The 16,637-nt window shown below is 39.3% G+C and carries 18 protein-coding genes and 1 pseudogene; all 19 read right to left on the bottom strand.

Annotation, left to right across the window (positions count from 1 at the left end; genetic code table 11):
- Nucleotides 1–72: 72 nt before the first annotated feature.
- Complete coding sequence (locus MKX72_RS21750; RefSeq protein WP_033579756.1) at nt 73–459, bottom strand: hypothetical protein; 387 nt, start codon at nt 457–459, stop codon at nt 73–75.
- A gap of 99 nt (nt 460–558) precedes the next feature.
- Nucleotides 559–795, bottom strand: coding sequence for a YlbE-like family protein (locus MKX72_RS21755; protein ID WP_013058988.1), 237 nt, complete (start codon nt 793–795; stop codon nt 559–561).
- Between the two features lie 5 nt (nt 796–800).
- A complete protein-coding gene (locus tag MKX72_RS21760) occupies nt 801–1,211 on the bottom strand; it encodes a YlbD family protein (protein ID WP_034270859.1) in 411 nt (136 codons plus the stop codon).
- Nucleotides 1,212–1,293: 82 nt separating this feature from the next.
- Nucleotides 1,294–1,881: a DUF1405 domain-containing protein gene (locus tag MKX72_RS21765; RefSeq protein ID WP_028411492.1), complete on the bottom strand. Its 588-nt coding sequence runs from the start codon at nt 1,879–1,881 to the stop codon at nt 1,294–1,296.
- A 134-nt stretch (nt 1,882–2,015) separates the two neighbouring features.
- Entirely contained in the window at nt 2,016–2,783 is a 768-nt protein-coding gene (locus MKX72_RS21770) for a menaquinol-cytochrome c reductase cytochrome b/c subunit (protein ID WP_028411493.1), read from the bottom strand.
- 110 nt (nt 2,784–2,893) lie between these two features.
- Nucleotides 2,894–3,568 carry a menaquinol-cytochrome c reductase cytochrome b subunit gene (qcrB, locus tag MKX72_RS21775; RefSeq protein WP_013058992.1) on the bottom strand — a complete coding sequence of 225 codons (675 nt, stop codon included), beginning with the start codon at nt 3,566–3,568 and terminating at the stop codon, nt 2,894–2,896.
- 3 nt (nt 3,569–3,571) lie between these two features.
- Nucleotides 3,572–4,072: a QcrA and Rieske domain-containing protein gene (locus MKX72_RS21780; protein WP_013058993.1), complete on the bottom strand. Its 501-nt coding sequence runs from the start codon at nt 4,070–4,072 to the stop codon at nt 3,572–3,574.
- A gap of 204 nt (nt 4,073–4,276) precedes the next feature.
- Nucleotides 4,277–4,735, bottom strand: a complete 459-nt coding sequence (locus tag MKX72_RS21785) for a YpiF family protein (protein WP_028411494.1) — start codon at nt 4,733–4,735, stop codon at nt 4,277–4,279.
- 117 nt (nt 4,736–4,852) lie between these two features.
- Complete coding sequence (locus MKX72_RS21790; RefSeq protein WP_013058996.1) at nt 4,853–5,398, bottom strand: ReoY family proteolytic degradation factor; 546 nt, start codon at nt 5,396–5,398, stop codon at nt 4,853–4,855.
- A 97-nt stretch (nt 5,399–5,495) separates the two neighbouring features.
- Nucleotides 5,496–6,758 (bottom strand): tetratricopeptide repeat protein, encoded by a 1,263-nt coding sequence (locus tag MKX72_RS21795; RefSeq protein WP_205689540.1) that lies wholly within the window; start codon nt 6,756–6,758, stop codon nt 5,496–5,498.
- Nucleotides 6,759–7,056: 298 nt separating this feature from the next.
- Nucleotides 7,057–8,346, bottom strand: a complete 1,290-nt coding sequence (gene aroA / locus MKX72_RS21800; RefSeq protein ID WP_033579753.1) for a 3-phosphoshikimate 1-carboxyvinyltransferase — start codon at nt 8,344–8,346, stop codon at nt 7,057–7,059.
- A 21-nt stretch (nt 8,347–8,367) separates the two neighbouring features.
- The gene (locus tag MKX72_RS21805; protein WP_028411498.1) at nt 8,368–9,468 is read right to left on the bottom strand and encodes a prephenate dehydrogenase; all 1,101 of its coding nucleotides are present in this window, start codon (nt 9,466–9,468) and stop codon (nt 8,368–8,370) included.
- Nucleotides 9,469–9,540: 72 nt separating this feature from the next.
- Nucleotides 9,541–10,644: a histidinol-phosphate transaminase gene (hisC, locus tag MKX72_RS21810; RefSeq protein ID WP_155007663.1), complete on the bottom strand. Its 1,104-nt coding sequence runs from the start codon at nt 10,642–10,644 to the stop codon at nt 9,541–9,543.
- Between the two features lie 4 nt (nt 10,645–10,648).
- Complete coding sequence (gene trpA / locus MKX72_RS21815; protein ID WP_013084883.1) at nt 10,649–11,464, bottom strand: tryptophan synthase subunit alpha; 816 nt, start codon at nt 11,462–11,464, stop codon at nt 10,649–10,651.
- On the bottom strand, nt 11,451–12,665 hold the full coding sequence (gene trpB / locus MKX72_RS21820) for a tryptophan synthase subunit beta (protein WP_013059002.1): 1,215 nt from the start codon (nt 12,663–12,665) through the stop codon (nt 11,451–11,453). Before trpB ends, trpA begins: the two co-directional genes overlap by 14 nt.
- Before the next feature lie 30 nt (nt 12,666–12,695).
- A pseudogene (locus MKX72_RS21825) lies at nt 12,696–13,289 on the bottom strand (phosphoribosylanthranilate isomerase); the annotation flags it as partial.
- Nucleotides 13,279–14,046 carry an indole-3-glycerol phosphate synthase TrpC gene (gene trpC, locus MKX72_RS21830; protein WP_028411501.1) on the bottom strand — a complete coding sequence of 256 codons (768 nt, stop codon included), beginning with the start codon at nt 14,044–14,046 and terminating at the stop codon, nt 13,279–13,281. The pseudogene MKX72_RS21825 and the gene trpC, both read right to left, overlap by 11 nt.
- On the bottom strand, nt 14,036–15,061 hold the full coding sequence (gene trpD / locus MKX72_RS21835) for an anthranilate phosphoribosyltransferase (RefSeq protein ID WP_028411502.1): 1,026 nt from the start codon (nt 15,059–15,061) through the stop codon (nt 14,036–14,038). Before trpD ends, trpC begins: the two co-directional genes overlap by 11 nt.
- Nucleotides 15,054–16,568 carry an anthranilate synthase component I gene (trpE, locus tag MKX72_RS21840; protein WP_028411503.1) on the bottom strand — a complete coding sequence of 505 codons (1,515 nt, stop codon included), beginning with the start codon at nt 16,566–16,568 and terminating at the stop codon, nt 15,054–15,056. Before trpE ends, trpD begins: the two co-directional genes overlap by 8 nt.
- Nucleotides 16,569–16,637: the final 69 nt, after the last annotated feature.

Below are 16,637 nucleotides of genomic sequence, written 5' to 3' on the forward strand. Positions count from 1 at the left end.
ACGTTTTGGATCTAAAGAAAAAGAACTTGCTAAAACAGCTTACACTGATTTACTACAAGTTCTACTTTTTAACTATATAATTTCAACTGTAAAGGTATTCCTCACTTGATAACTTTCTTCTTTAGATTTCATCAGTTCAATCGTAACAGTATGAGATCCTTTTGGAAGATCACTTAAAACAAAGGCTGCTTGCTTCATTTCTTTAAATGGTTTTCCATCTACTGTGATTTGAAGGAATCCACTCTCTGTTGAAAATGAAAACCCGCTTAGAATACATTCGACATATACGTTCTGTCCTTTCACATGCTGGTGTACCATCAGTGAAGGTTTTGTATTCATTGCACCAAACGTTTCAGCTGCCCGCGGTTGAGAGGAAGTTTTAGTCTCAGGTTTTGGTTTATCATGGTTGCATCCTAGCAGAGAAACTACACATAAAGCCGTCGTTAATAGTAAGCGCATAATACCATTCCTTTATCATTCGTTTCTCCATAGTGTTTACAAACTCTTTATTTTTACTCATGACGTGCAAAAATCTCTGCATCGCTATGTATGCAGAGATCATTGATTTTTCATGGATTGAAACATATGAAACATCATGTTTGCCATTTGAATCGAATTCGAAAACTTTTCAACTTTATGAGGAATGGTTTGTTTGTAGTAGTGTTTGGATTCTAATTCAAATTTCTCCAGTTCTTCAGGATTCCTAGATAAACGCCGGTACCACATTGGCTGTTCACGAACGAAGTCGTTGAGTTTAGGACGAGACTGCATATACTCGTATATATCTTTTCTCATTGCGTTTAATCTTTCCTAAAGCCAAATGGATTCCCTGGCCCGGAAGCTGCTCCTCCACCGGATGGCTTAGATGGCTGAAATTGCTGCAGTACTTGTTGAATATTCGAAATAGCGGAATTTACATTTGTGATATGATTTTGCATTTGATTCAAGTCCATGTTTTTCAGCGAGGATACGATTGTACCCATAATATCTTTTTTCTCCTCTGTGGTAGCAGCTGGTTCAGCCTTTTCACTTTCTTCTGAACGATATGCCTCCCACATTGGGTCTTCTGCACCGAATAAATACCAATCTTCATAAAGCTCTTTCCACGTTTTTTGCTGCTTTCGAACCTGTTCTACTAATTTGGGATGTGATTTTACAAATTGTTTAAATTCCACAACGGACGGATGAAGCTCTCGTTTGGTTTCCTTCACAGTCACTCACCTCATACTTAAATATAGCCTACTATATCTTAGAAAAAGAGAGCTCGTTTCGTGCGCCTATTTCAAAAATTTTTTATAGCTGTTTTTTTGAAGAAGCACGAACTGTGAACCAGTATGTAATGAAAATAGATAAAATGCTTAGCCAAAATGTAAAATAACCAATTTCAGACATATACGCATTGAGCATGCTGTATCTTGGCATCATAGAAAAAACGTAATCAATGATATCATTATGTACGGCCCATACAGCGGCAACCGCTACATGCCATAACTTAATCCGGTAAAACGGTACGTATAAAAGCCCTTGAAAAGCCATTGCTGCATGAGAAGCCATTAACATAAGCATCATCCAATCAATGTATCCTGTTAACACATAGACCAATACATTCATTATAACGGCCCAAATCCCGTATTTAAACAGCGTGACCATGGCTAAAGCTTCAAATAGTGAAAAATGTTTTCCGAGTAAAAGACCGATAAGTACGATAACAAAAAACAAGCTTGCCGTTGGACTATCAGGTACAAATAATAAAAACTTCTTAGGTGTTTCCGCTAATTGACTCCCATACCAAATATATCCGTAGATTGTTCCTAGTATATTTACAATCAGCAAAAGCGTTAAAAAACGCTTATCTTTTAAGGTATACCATAACCAAGCCATTCAGAAAGTCTCCTTTACATTTAATCTCTTCTTTATTATGTACAGTTTTTGGACAATAGCAAGCACCTATCTCATTGATATAAACCACAACATTAAATAAATTCAAAAAAAACCAGCCTTTTGGCTGGTTTTCATTATTCTTTTCCTAAGTTTCCGACAAACTCCGAGAGCGTTTTCAATTCTTTATCTGAACCTTTGAAAACACCTTTTGGCATATTGCCTTTACCATTTTTTGCGATATTGGCGATTTCTTCAGGAGATAAATCAATTCCTGTTAAAGCCGGAGCCGCAGGGCCTCCCTGTAAATTATCACCATGACAGGTCAAGCACGTTTGCTTTTGCATAATTTTGTAGCCTTCTGAATTTTTGTCAATCGCTACTTCTTCTCTAATTTTCCCTTGCTCTTCACGTGCTTTCCAATCTACCTGTGTCGCTGACTGCCACGTTAGGAAAAAGACTGCTGCTATAGCCAGAAGCATGAATCCTGTCGCAAACGGTCTCTTAGCCGGTCTTCTTTCTGGTCCGCGATCAATGAAAGGAGCAAGCATTAATGCGCCAAATGCAATCCCAGGAATAATAAATGCACCTATAATATTATATGGACCAGAAGCAAATGAATATTTAAGCAATTGATATAGGAACAAAAAATACCAGTCGGGAAGAGGCAAGTAGCCCGTATCAGTCGGATCGGCAATACGTTCAAGCGGAGATGGATGAGCGATGGTTAAACATAAATAACCAATTAAAAAAACTGCTCCTACCATCCATTCTTTTAGTAAAAAGTTTGGCCAGAATGCTTCTGTTTTCCCTGGAAATTCAGAGTAATCTTTTGGAATATTGGGTTTTCGTTCTGCAGGAACACGTGAATCTCCAACAAACTTCATCCCTTTACCACGATGCATGTTCTCCCTCCTTTTTCTCACTGTTCTAGTGAAAGTACTAACAACGGAGTATGTGCTTGATGCATATGATGACTAGTGTGATTGACTAACTGAATAAAGCGTATACACTTTTATAGTGGTCCTGAAATTCCTTGTTTACGAATCATTAAGAAGTGGGCACCCATTAAGCCAAGCAGGGCTCCGGGTAAAAAGAATACGTGAATGGCGAAAAAGCGAGTTAGTGTTTGAGCACCAACGATGTCTGGATGTCCTGAGAGTAATGTCTTCACTTGCTGGCCTATAATTGGTGTGGATTCAGCAATTTGCAAACCTACTTTCGTTGCAAATAGCGCTTTCATATCCCACGGCAACAAATAACCTGTAAAACCTAAACCTAACATAACAAAGAAAATTAACACACCCACAATCCAGTTTAACTCGCGGGGTTTTTTGTATGCTCCTTGGAAGAAAACACGAAGTGTATGTAAAAACATCATGACGATAACCAAACTTGCTCCCCAGTGATGCATACCTCGAACAATTTGTCCGAAAGCGACTTCATTTTGCAGATAATAAACGGATTCCCATGCATTTTTTATATCTGGTACATAATACATGGTCAAAAACATGCCTGATAAAATTTGAATAACGGTAACAAAAAACGTCAATCCACCAAAACAATACACAAATGCTGAAAAGTGATGTGCAGGATTTACGTGTTCTGGCACTTCATGATCGGCCACATCTCGCCATAAAGGAGTAATATCTAGCCGTTCATCCACCCAGTCATAGATTTTATTCAACATTTTCTATGCCCCTCCTTGTGGTTTGGCTTTTCCTAGATATAACGTACCGCCTTTTACCTTTTGAACGTATACATCTAACGGTCCCATCGGTGGTGTCCCCGGTACATTTTTACCGCTTTTTTCATACATTCCCCCATGACAAGGGCAGTAGAAACGATGTGGATAGTTTTTGTCACCAGCCCAGTTAACCGTACAGCCTAAATGCTTACAAATTGGTGACAGCGCGACGATTTCACCTTTATCAGTTTTGTACACCCAAGCCGATCTTGGTTCTTCTGATTTATGCCACGCATCCACTTGCTTGATTTTAAAATCGACACGTTTCGGCTCTTTTGTAATGTCTTTAACCTGCGCTACAGCTACTAAATCCTGACCCGCTTCTTTTTCCAAAATTGGATCTACTGCAAAGCGCACCATTGGCATTAACATTCCAGCAGCCATAAATCCCCCTACACCAGTGAGCGTATAGTTTAAAAACTGTCGTCTTGATACCCGATCACCCATGCTTTTCCCCCCTTTAAAAAAGTTCAGTCCAGAGAATTTTGGACACATGATGGACCATTCTATTAAACTAGGACATAATCATGATATATTAATATTTCTGGAAGGTCAATACAATAAAAACCTAAAACATGGAAATAATCTTTATTTTTCTAAATTTTTCGTCATTATTTTGTTTGCGCTTCCATTGCTTATTCTACAGCCTTTTTAAACACTCCATTTCTCTACAAAAATCGGCAGGAGCTGTTGGACTTGTTCATGTATGAGCGTATACTTATGCGAGTCGTCTATATGCTCAAGCGGTAAAGCAGGTATCCAAATGCAGTGAGCTCCTATTTCTTTTTCATACTGCAGCCAATCTCGGTCGCTAGTAAGCACAAAAAGATGTTTGACTTCATTGTCATTTATATGCTCATTCCAACGAAGTAATGTTTCATAAACAGCAGCTACTCCATCTTTTTTTAAGTATGTAAAACTAGGTGTTAAAATCACTCTTCCTTTAAATTGTCTCTCTAACTCTTCAGTAAGAGCAGTCGTATATTCACTCATAGATGCAGTAAGCTTTAAATCTTCTCCGAAATCAATGGGAATGAGTGGAACCAATACGGTATCAACATAACTTTTGGATTGTAAATACACATCCATTTCCTTCGCCTGCAGCTTCAACTTTCTTCTCCTCTCAGCAAGCTTGCTAAGGCTTGTCTTATTTATTTTTCAAACTGAATAAGGAGATAAAAAAAGAGATTGACCTTTTTCTAAGAAGCTAGCCAATCTCTCGTTTATCTACTGTACATAATGGTTATTTAAATATTCGCTTAAGCGCTGAAATTCCTCTTTATCATTTTCATCTAATGCTTTATCAATTAGTTCCATGATTTTTGATCGTTGAAATTTCTGAATAGATTCTTCCAATATTTGCTCAGCTAATACTCTGTCTTTTTCATTTGTTTGATTAGCTTTTGGCATATACGGATTGTCTTCCAGTACAGCCACATATTGAGGCGATGAATACAACGATCGGAAGTTTAATTGAATATAAATGTCTTCTTCTCGATTCAAACGAATATCATGAAATGATTTTTCTGCATCGGTTGTCATGATATTTTCTTTATAAAAACGAAATGGAGGGTCTTCCACACAGTGCGTAGACATCACCATCCCGCGAGGACAAAACTGTGCTTGCTCAACGAAGTGAACTCGTTTCATCAATTGATCATGGCTCATCAAATAATTTAAAATCCATACACATTCTCTGCGCTTCAGCTGATAATTCGTTAAAAACCAGCGAACAAATTCTTTTTTCTCGTTGACAGTAACAGGGGTCGTCATATTCTCACTTCCCTCCTCTGTGTTTAAACTCTCAGTTAAAACACCTTTTACAGTTATTTATTCCACACGGCAGCAATAAAATCCTCTGAACTATTATTTATTCTTCTAATTGAAATAATATGTCTTGAATTTCATCTACTGTTGGATCCATGGCTAATAAAGCTTGGAAAATCCCCTTCGCTTTCGAGCGCTGTCCTTCTTCTAATAAGAAATAGCCATACTCTTCTAAAAACGCATACTCTTCTTTAAAAACAGTATATGCAGATTCGTAGTATTTTAGCGCTTCTTCATAATTTTCTAATTCCTGATAAGCTTTTGCTAAATCCCATTCAAAATGAGGGTCATGCTCATTATATTCTTTGGCATGCTCGATATTCTCTACTACATCTTCATATCTCTCTTGACTCATATAAAGTTTAGAGAGAGTTAAAATAGCTTCAATGTACCCTGGATCTAGTGCAATCGCTTGTTGAAACGCCGATTCAGCCTCTTCTTCTAGACCGCGCTTTAATGCTATTTTACCTTTAAAAAAGTAAAGTTCTTTTTGAAATTCATCCTGCGCAATACCTTCGTTGACAGCCACCGCAGCCTCTTCTAGCATCTCTTCATGTTCATATGACTTTGCTAAATATAAATAAAGAGAATGGTACTCACGGTCTAACTCTTTTAGTTCTGTAAACTTTTCAATAGCGGTCTGATAATGACCTGCTTGATACGCTGAAATCGCATATTCAAATAGTGTGTTAATCTCAAGCTTATCTTTTAACGCTTGATCAAAGTAAGGAAGCGCTTCTTCGAACTGGCCGATACCTGCTAGACTTTCAGCTAATCGCTGACGAAGATCCGTACCGTTAAATTCTTTTTCTGTTTTTAGCAGCGTTTGATAAAAAGGAATTGCCTTTTGATAAATTCCTTGACTGCTGTAAAATTCACCGAGCCCAAAATCGATAACCGGCTCATTTGGAAGCATTTTTTTCGCTTCCATTAACTTTTGCTCACTTACTTCACTAAGGCCTTGCATTTGATATAAGTCAGCTACAAGAAGCAGAGCTGGCACATAATTATCGTCTTCGCTGCTAATTTGATTTAAAATATGAATGGCTTCTTCTTCTTCTTCTAAATCAATGAGCATTTCAGCTTTTAATAAATACAGCTCGCCTTCTTCTGGGTATTTAGCGATGAGCTCGTCTATTAAAGGCAGCGCATCATTTACTAGTCCCCACTCCTGCAGCTGTTCAGCCATTAAAAACTTTTCTTCGTCTGTAGCTTTATCTTTCAATTCATGAATAAGGGCAAGACCTTTTTCAATTTCATTGGATTCTACGTAACCTATCGCGCGGTCTAGTTCTTTCACACACAATTCTCCTTTATTATTACATTCACTTTTTATATAAAAATAAAACGAATTAATTTTCTATTTTTCCAAACTCGAAGCAAGAACACATGCTTCTATACACAATGATAAAATAGTTTGAGCGTTTGTTCAACAAATCAATTTGAATACGCTTACATTTTTTTAGGTAAAAACGAGATTGAGACATGAAACCTTCGTTCACCATCTCAATAAAAAATCCGAACGAGTTTGATTTTTCATCAACAATATCAATTCCTCGTTCGGATTTCCCTTCAACCAAAATACGTTTGTTCCAGCCTCTTCCTTATTGGCTTAGCTCATCAAGATCTTCAAAAAAAGTAGGGTAGGAGACGTGAATGGCATCACTTCTCTTTAGCGTTACCTCTCCCGTTGCAATGGCTGCTGCGACCGCAAGCATCATTCCAATTCGATGATCTCCGTAGCTGTCTACTTCCCCGCTTTGTAAAACCGTCTTGCCTTCGATAATAAGTCCATCAGGTGTTGGCGTAACAGAGGCACCCAGCTTGCTTAGCTCGGTTGCAACCGTATCGATGCGGTTCGTTTCTTTTACTTTTAGTTCTTCCGCATCTTTAATCACCGTTTTCCCAGTTGCCTGAGTCGCCAAAAGAGCGATTACCGGAATTTCATCAATTAAACGAGGAATTAAATCGCCCCCAATTTCAATCCCTTTCAACTGAGACGTTTCAATCGTCAAATCGCCAATAGGCTCTCCATTTTGAATACGTTCATTGGAAATTGTAAGGCGTGCACCCATTTGCTGAAGCACATCAATAATACCTGTTCTTGTAGGATTGAGTCCGACGTTTTTCAAAACGATTCGGCTGTTTGGAACAATGGCTCCTGCAACAAGAAAGAATGCAGCTGAAGAAATGTCTCCAGGGACGTACACATCCGTTCCGCGCAGGGATTGTCCCCCTTCAATACTTACAGTCGTTCCATCTACCTCTACGTCTACTCCAAATGCGCGAAGCATACGCTCGGTATGGTCGCGTGATGTAAAAGGCTCGGTTACTTTTGTTGTGCCTTCGGCATGAAGTCCCGCTAGTAAAATCGCCGATTTTACTTGTGCACTTGCTACAGGAGAATGGTAATGAATTGCTTTTAATGCTCCTCCTCTAGTAGATAAAGGCGTATATTGGCCATGCTCACGCCCATCAATCTTTGCACCCATAGAGCGCAGCGGCACCGTAACACGGCTCATTGGACGCTTGGCAATCGACTCATCTCCAATTAGAGACGTATGAAATGGCACACCGGCAAGAATCCCCAGCATTAAACGAGTAGTTGTTCCTGAATTTCCTACATCTAAGATGGAAGTAGGTTCACTTAATCCTTCGATACCTTTACCTTCCACTTCAACATACTCGCCTTCTCTTTTAATCGATACGCCCATCTTTTCAAAACAAGAGATGGTACTTAAGCAATCTTCACCTGCTAAAAAATGATTAATCGTAGTTTTCCCTTCTGCCATCGCTCCGAACATCACAGCTCTGTGAGAAATCGACTTATCCCCGGGAATAGAAATTTCTCCTTGAAGAGATGAAAGATTCGTTTTTAATGGTTTTCCACTCATTTCATTCACACCTTTCGTACATTAAGAAATAAACGTCTGATATTGATGCTGATGGAGACACGCTCTTGCCCGCTTTCTATCTTCCTCTGTTTGAAAGCTCAAACGTAATACTCCGTATATATCTTCTCGTGTTTCTAAAATTCGAATGTTTGTAATACTGATTTCATCTTCTGCTAAATAACCGGTTACTTCTGAGATAATACCCGGATAGTCAGGAACATCCACATAGAGATCATAAAAGGATGGAATCGCTCCTTTGGTTCGTACAGGAAGCTGATCTCTAAATTGTTTCGCTTGTGAAAAATATGTATAGATATCATTCGCATCTTTTCGTTCGATCATATTTCGCACGTCGTTCATTTCTTCAAGCCAGTGGTCAAACATTGAAAGAAGCGCATCCTGGTTATGAAGCAAAATATCTCTCCACATCGCTGGACTGCTTGAAGCAATACGTGTAATATCACGAAACCCTCCAGCCGCAAGCTGCGAAACTAGCTGATTGTCTTGTTGGTAATATTCTGCTTGATGAACAAGGCTTGCAGCAATAATATGTGGAAAATGGCTAATGACACCTGCTAATTTATCATGTTCTTTTGGTGACATTACAATAATTTTAGCTTTTGTACCACTTAGCAATTCCTTTAAGCTGTTTAAAGCCTCCGAAGAAGTAGAAGATGAAGGTGTTAATACATACATTGCATTTTCAAATAAATGAGCTTTAGAAGCAGCTACTCCGCTTTTATGAGACCCCGCCATTGGATGACCCCCGATAAACTCAATGCCTTTAGAAATAAGAGCCTCGGCTGTCTTCACTACTTCTTCTTTTGTACTTCCTACGTCTGTTACGATGACAGACTGTTTGAGCGTAAAATGTTCGAATTGTTTTAGCACTTCCGCTGCTTGGGTGACTGGAATGGCAATAACAATATAATCCGCTTGCTCAGCGCCTTGTTGCAAAGAAGAAGCCGCTTGGTCAATTACGCCTAGAGTTTTAGCGAGCTCCAGCTGCTCTTGATTAATGTCAAAACCTATTACATCAAGATGATGATGCGTCTTTTTTATATTAAGTGCAAGAGATCCTCCAATTAATCCTAGGCCTATAACAAAAACATTTTCTTTCACTTTCCTTCACCTCATTGTGCATATGAAGATGAGAGTGTGAAATCACACTCTCATCTTTTACTATATTAGGTATTAAGCTTTCGCCGTTTCTTGGTTAACAAACTGCTGAAGCAATTCAATGATTTGTTCATTTTGTTCTTTTGTTCCCACCGTAATACGAACGGAAGTTGGGAAGCCTAATGCATTCCCTGAACGAACGATAAATCCGCACTCCAATAAAAATTGAAACACTTCATCGCCTTGACGGCCAAAATCAATTAGAACAAAATTAGTGAAAGAAGGATAATAGTTTAAGCCATTCTTATCACAGAAAGCATAGTACTGCTGCAAACCTGCTTCATTTTTCTTTTTGCACTCTTCAATGAACGCTTGGTCTTCAAGAGCAACGATTGCTGCTTTTTGAGCCATGCGGCTTGTATTAAAAGGTTCGCGAGCCGGCTCAATTTTTTGTAGCAATGATTCGTTTGCAATACCGTAACCAATACGCAAAGAAGCTAAGCCGTATGCTTTTGAAAATGTGCGAAGTACAATTAAGTTTTCGTATTCATTCAAAAGCTCTACCGTATTCGGATAGTCGGCTTGATCTGCTGCATACTCAAAATACGCTTCATCCATAACGATTAACGTATGCTTAGGAACTTGCTTCATAAAGGAAATTAACTCATCGCCCTTCACATACGTTCCCGTTGGGTTATTAGGACTGCATACCCATACAATTGTCGTATTTTCATCAATTGCACGAAGCATAGCATTTAAATCATGATCTCCGCCGCGCAGCGGTACTTCACGAATTTCTGCACCTTCAATTACGGCATTGTGCTTATATTGAGGAAATGATGGCGTTGGCATGACAGTGTTTGTATCAGCCGATAGTAAAGCTCGGCAAATAATTTGAATGACTTCATCAGACCCATTTCCAAAAATTAGCTGATCTTGCTCTACACCTACGTGTTTTGCTACTGCTGCACGCAGTTCAGCTGCATAACCGTCTGGATAAAGCGCCATATTTTCAATTTCTGCAGCAATCGCCTCTTTTACTAAAGCAGAGCTGCCGTAAGGATTTTCATTGGATGCTAATTTTACAACGCGATCTAAATTAAATTCACGCTTCACTTCTTCAATTGGCTTACCTGGTTTATATGGAGATAAAGTTAGTAATTGTTCTTTTACCTTCACCGTGTTACACCTCGCATTTTTGTATAGGCGAAACGATGGATGCAACATACTCCTCAATTTGATTTAATCCGTCTCGGCGTGTATCCTTATTTAAAAGAACTTGTTCAAGCTGGCCAATTTTATTAACAATTGCACTTCCAATTACAATGCCGTCGCTGTGTTCTTTTAATACCTCTACTTGTTCGCTTGTTGAAATCCCAAAACCGACGGCAACCGGTATAGAAGCTGCTGCTTTCACATCTTCTAAAAAGGTGCCAATATCAGCCGGCAGCGTAGAGCGAACCCCAGTAACGCCTAAAGACGACACGCAGTATAAGAAGCCCGTTGCATCTGCAGCAATTTTTTGAATACGCTCTTTAGATGTAGGAGCAACCATTGAAATGTACGCAACTTCATTTTCAGCGGCAAGCTCCCGGATACGGCCACTCTCTTCGTACGGTAAATCCGGAATTAGCACTCCATCTATTTCATTTTCTCGCATTAACGCGAAAAAGGATTCTAAACCTAATTGTAACACAGGATTAAAATAGGTAAAGAGAATTACCGGTATTTTCACACCTTTTTTTCTCATCACCGATACAAGCTTAATAGCTTTTGAAATAGACATGCCGCCAGATAAAGCTCTTTTGGACGCCTCTTGAATAATTGGACCATCTGCTAAAGGATCGGAATACGGTACGCCCAGCTCTAAAATAGAAGCACCTTGCTTTTGCAAAGACAAAGCAATCTCCACCGTTGCATCTTCATGAGGATCTCCTGCTGTAATAAATGGAATAAATAATGTTTCATGTTTAGGTAGTCTCGCTTCAAACGTATTCATGTTCTTCTTCCTTCCCTTCTAGCAAGTTTACTAATGTATGAACGTCCTTATCTCCTCGACCTGATAAGCAAATTAAAATGGTTTCTTCTTTCGTCATGCTTTTAGCCAGTTCAAATGCTTTTGCCAGCGCATGGGCGGATTCGATAGCCGGGATGATTCCCTCCGTTTTCGCCAGCAGCTGAAGAGCTTCGATTGATTCATCATCCGTTACACTTTCATATTCTACTCGTCCAATAGATGAAAGGTGAGAATGCTCTGGACCGATACCCGGATAATCCAAACCTGCTGAAATAGAATAAGGCTCTGTAATTTGACCATTTTCATCTTGAAGTAAATACGTGAGCGTTCCATGAATAACACCTTTTGTGCCTTTAGCCATTTTAGCAGCATGAAGAGCTGTATTTAGTCCTTTCCCCCCTGCTTCTACTCCAATCAAGCGTACATTTTCTTCTTTAATAAAATCATAAAACATACCGATTGCATTACTGCCGCCTCCGACGCATGCCACGACAGCATTCGGAAGTTTTCCTTCTACCGCTGTAAACTGTTCTTTTGCTTCTTCTCCAATAATTTTTTGGAAATCTCGAACCATTTTAGGATAAGGATGCGGTCCAATTGCCGAACCAATTAAGTAAAAATGATCTTCACAGTGTTGAACCCAGTAGCGGATCGCTTCATTTGTTGCATCTTTTAGCGTTTTTGTTCCAGAAGTTGCAGGAATAACTTCCGCTCCTAGAAGCTTCATGCGAAAGACGTTCAACGCCTGACGTTCAATATCTTCTTCTCCCATGAATACTTTACATTCCATTCCGAACTTTGCAGCTACTGTAGCTGTGGCTACCCCGTGCTGACCCGCTCCTGTTTCAGCAATAATTTTTGTTTTGCCCATCCGTTTAGCAAGTAAAATCTGTCCAATGGCATTGTTGATTTTGTGAGCACCCGTATGATTTAAGTCTTCACGTTTTAAATAAATTTTTGCCCCGCCGAGTGTTTCGGTAATATTATCAGCATATGTTAAAGCCGTTGGTCGCCCTGAGTAATTGACGAGTAAGGATAGATACTCATCTTTAAATGCCGGATCTTTCATTGCTTGATTCAAAGCTGCTTCTACTTCTTCAAGTGGTTTCATTAATGTTTCAGGTACGTATTTTCCGCCAAATTCACCAAAGCGGCCAAATTCATCAGGATGATTGTATGTCATAGTATGGATCTTCCTTTCAATCTCTATAATTTTTGTATAGTCCTTCGTTTCATTTGTTTCAATACCGCCAGAAATATCAATCGCCCCAGGTTTGTAGGGTAACAAGTTCTCAATGTTAAAAGCATTGATTCCTCCAGCAATAAAGCATTTTTTACCTAACTTTCGTGCAGCTGATTCATACTGAGGAACGAAGCTCCAATCAAAAGCGACGCCCGTTCCTCCGAATTGTTCTTTAACCTTGCTGTCAATTACATAACCGTCAGCTTCTTCATATACATGCATTTGCTGCAGCGTATCTTTATTGTGCGGGAGTGCTTTCCATACTTCATATCCACGCTGCTTTAACTCACGTACTTCAGCAGCTGTTTCTTGCCCGTGGCACTGAATCACATCTAAATTTGTCACGGAGGCAATTTCAAGTATTTGATCCACCGGTGTATTGACAAATACCCCTACTAGCGAGACTTGTTTTTTTATTTCATCCGTTACAAACTCATTTACTCGTTCAGGCTTTACATATCGTTTACTTTTAGGGTAGAAAATAAAGCCAATGTGAGTAGCAGCCGACTTTTCGATTAAAGCTATATCTTGTTTTGATCGAATACCGCAGTACTTAATAAGCATATTCACTTTCCCCAAACAGCTTTTTAATCGCTTTGGTTTGATTATCCTGTCTCATAAGCGATTCTCCTACTAAAATAGCTTTTGCTCCGGCTTCTTTTACGTAGGAAACATCATCGTATAAGTAAATGCCGCTTTCACTTACTAAAAGCTGATCTTTCGGCACGTGCTTAGCGATTTCTTTTGTCTGCTGCACGCTGGTTTCAAACGTATGAAGATTTCGATTATTAATCCCGATAATCTTCGGTGTAAATACAGCTAACAGCTGTTCAAGCGTTTCTAAAGAATGCACTTCTACTAAACAATCTAACTCTTTTTCAGCAGCTTGAAGATAAAGCTCTTGCAATTTTAATGGTTCAAGTGCTTCTCCGATGAGTAAAATAGCATCGGCACCGATTCTTGCACTTTCTTCCACTTGAATGGAATCAATGATGAAATCCTTACGAAGCACAGGAATAGAGACATGCTGTTTAATATCACTTAAAAACGTTCGGTGTCCTTGAAAATAGTGCTGATCCGTTAACACAGACAAAGCATCTGCTTTTCCTTCCTCGTAGGCTTTAGCAATTTCCACAGGCTGAAAATTCTCCTTTATTAATCCTTTGGAAGGAGAGGCTTTTTTTACTTCTGCAATAAGAGCCAGCTCTCGATTTGGATTTGATAAAGCTTCTAAAAATGATCGTTTTGTAACATTTTGCTGTTCGGGTAACTGTAGGTTTTGAATTTCTTCTTTTTTTGTTTCAATAATTTTATTGAGCATGTTCAACCACCTTTTTCGATTTCAATCGTTGTAATTGCGTGTATGCAGCACCTGATTCAATTGTTTCTAAAGCTACAGCTACTCCTTCTTCAAAAGTAGAAACGTTTCCGCTAACGTAAATAGCTGCAGCAGAGTTCAACACGACTGCATTTTTAGCAGTTACATTACTTTTATTTAAAAATAGCGATTCAATGAGCTCTGCACTCGATTTCGCGTCTTCTACCACCAAGTCTTCAAGCTTCCCTCTCTGTAAGTGTACATCCTCTGGTGCAAGCGTATATTCTGTAATAACATTGTCTTGCACTTCTACAATATCCGTTACATCCGTAGCACTAATTTCATCCAAACCGTCCCTGCCCGCAACGAGAAGAACGTGGTTAGCTCCCAGTACAACAAGGGCTTCTGCTAATTTCCGTGCAAGCTCAATAGAATAAACGCCAATTACTTGCTTTGTGCAATTAGTAGGGTTTGCTAACGGACCTAATGCATTAAAAACGGTTCTAAACCCTAATTCCTTTCGAGTAGCAGCAACGTGCTTCATAGCAGGGTGATAAAGCGGCGCAAATAAAAAGGACATGTTGAGGTCAGACACCGCATTTTTCACTTCTTTTTCATTTCCTTGAATCCATATATCCAGATGTTCTAACACGTCTGCACTTCCGCTTTTAGAAGACACCGCGCGATTCCCATGTTTCGCAACCTTTACTCCAGCAGCAGATGCCACAATCGCACTAGCCGTCGAAATATTAAACGTAGAGGCGCCGTCTCCTCCCGTACCGCACGTATCTACTACGTTTAATTCTTCTAGAGAAATAGCATTCATATTGTTTTTCATCCCCCGGACAAAACCAACAATTTCATCGACGGTTTCTCCTCGGTACGTTAAAATGGTTAGCACGCTAGCAATTTGAGCTGCCGGGACTTTACCGTTCATAATATCATTCATAATTTTTTCTGCTTCTTCCGCTGAAAGTGACTCGCCGCGCAAACACTTTTTCAACAATTCTTTAAACATATACATCCTCCTTTTTATCGTAGATGTCTTGAGCTAATTGAATTGTTTTAATTAAAGCGCTAGCTTTATTGCGGGTTTCTTTCCACTCAAGCTCCGGTTTTGAGTCAGCAACCACTCCTGCTCCAGCCTGTATATAAGCGGTTTGGTCTTTCAAAAGAATGGTACGAATTGCAATGCACGAATCAATGTTTCCATCAAATCCGAGATATGCTACGGTTCCTGCATATACATTTCGCGCAACTGGTTCAATTTCATTTAAGATTTGCATCGCCCGCACTTTTGGAGCGCCAGATACGGTACCCGCTGGAAATGCAGAAAGCAGCGCATCAATAGGATGTACTTTTTCATCTAGGCGTCCTGTCACTTTAGAAATCAAGTGCATGACGTGCGAAAAGTTAACCTGCTGCATTAATACCGGCGTTTGGACACTTCCATACTGTGCAACTCGGCCGATGTCATTTCTTGCTAAGTCCACGAGCATATAGTGTTCTGCCCGCTCTTTTTCATCGTTAATTAAGTCTTCATACAAGCGCGCATCTTCTTCTGCATCTCTGCCGCGTCTTCTCGTTCCTGCAATTGGATGAATTTCTAAATGGCCGTTTTCAATTTGAATCAACCGCTCAGGGGAACTTCCGATCAATTCCACTCCCTTTACTTTCACGTAAAATAAATAAGGAGATGGATTAACTAATCGCAATACTCTGTAAATATCAAATCCAGCTACGGTCGTATCAATTTGAAATCTCTGCGACAATACGGCTTGAAAAACATCTCCGCTTTTAATGTATTCCTTAATTTTTTCCACATCTTGCACAAATTTATCTTTTTGGTATGACGATGTCACACCTTCAAAGCTAACTTCGCGCTGCTCGCTTTCAAACATCATCGGCTTTTCTTTCACCGTCTGCGCTATTCTTTCAACATATCGATTGATCTCTGCTAGAGCTTCATCATGTTTTTCTTTTTTCTGCTGTTCTTTATCTTGCTCATCAAGCTGAATGTAGTGAATCACCATAAGCTCTTTTGTTTGGTGATTATAAGCGAGCATCGTTTGACAATAGATAAAGTGAAAAGTAGGCATGTTCAAATCGTTTTGGGCATGTACGTTTACTTTTTCAATTTGCGATACTGCGTCGTAGCTGATAAATCCTACTGCTCCTCCTTTAAAAGGAAGTGCAAGGTCTGGTACTTTCACTTTCAGCTCTTGCTGAATTTTACAAAATACCTCTTTAAAGCTGTCTCCTTGCAGCACAGGTTGAAGCTGCTTGTTTTTTGCTAGATAGGTTCCGTTCTCTTCTTCTACATACAAAAACGGATTCAAGCCAATAAAAGAATAATTGGACCATGGTGATGATTCATCATTGCTTTCAAGCAAATATACAGCTTCATCTTTTACTTGCTGAAAAAGATCAACAGGTGTCATGCTATCGATAAATATTTTTTTTATGATTGGAATGGTTAAATACTTTGTAGAGTCTTCTAAAAAAGAAGTATACGTGTTCGTCATATCTTTCAATCCTCCATTTCATGGAGAATGAGAATAGATGAGGTTATATAAAAGAGGATATAATAAATA

Source organism: Priestia sp. FSL R5-0597 (assembly GCF_038006305.1).
In the GTDB taxonomy this organism is placed as follows: Bacteria; Bacillota; Bacilli; order Bacillales; family Bacillaceae_H; genus Priestia; species Priestia zanthoxyli.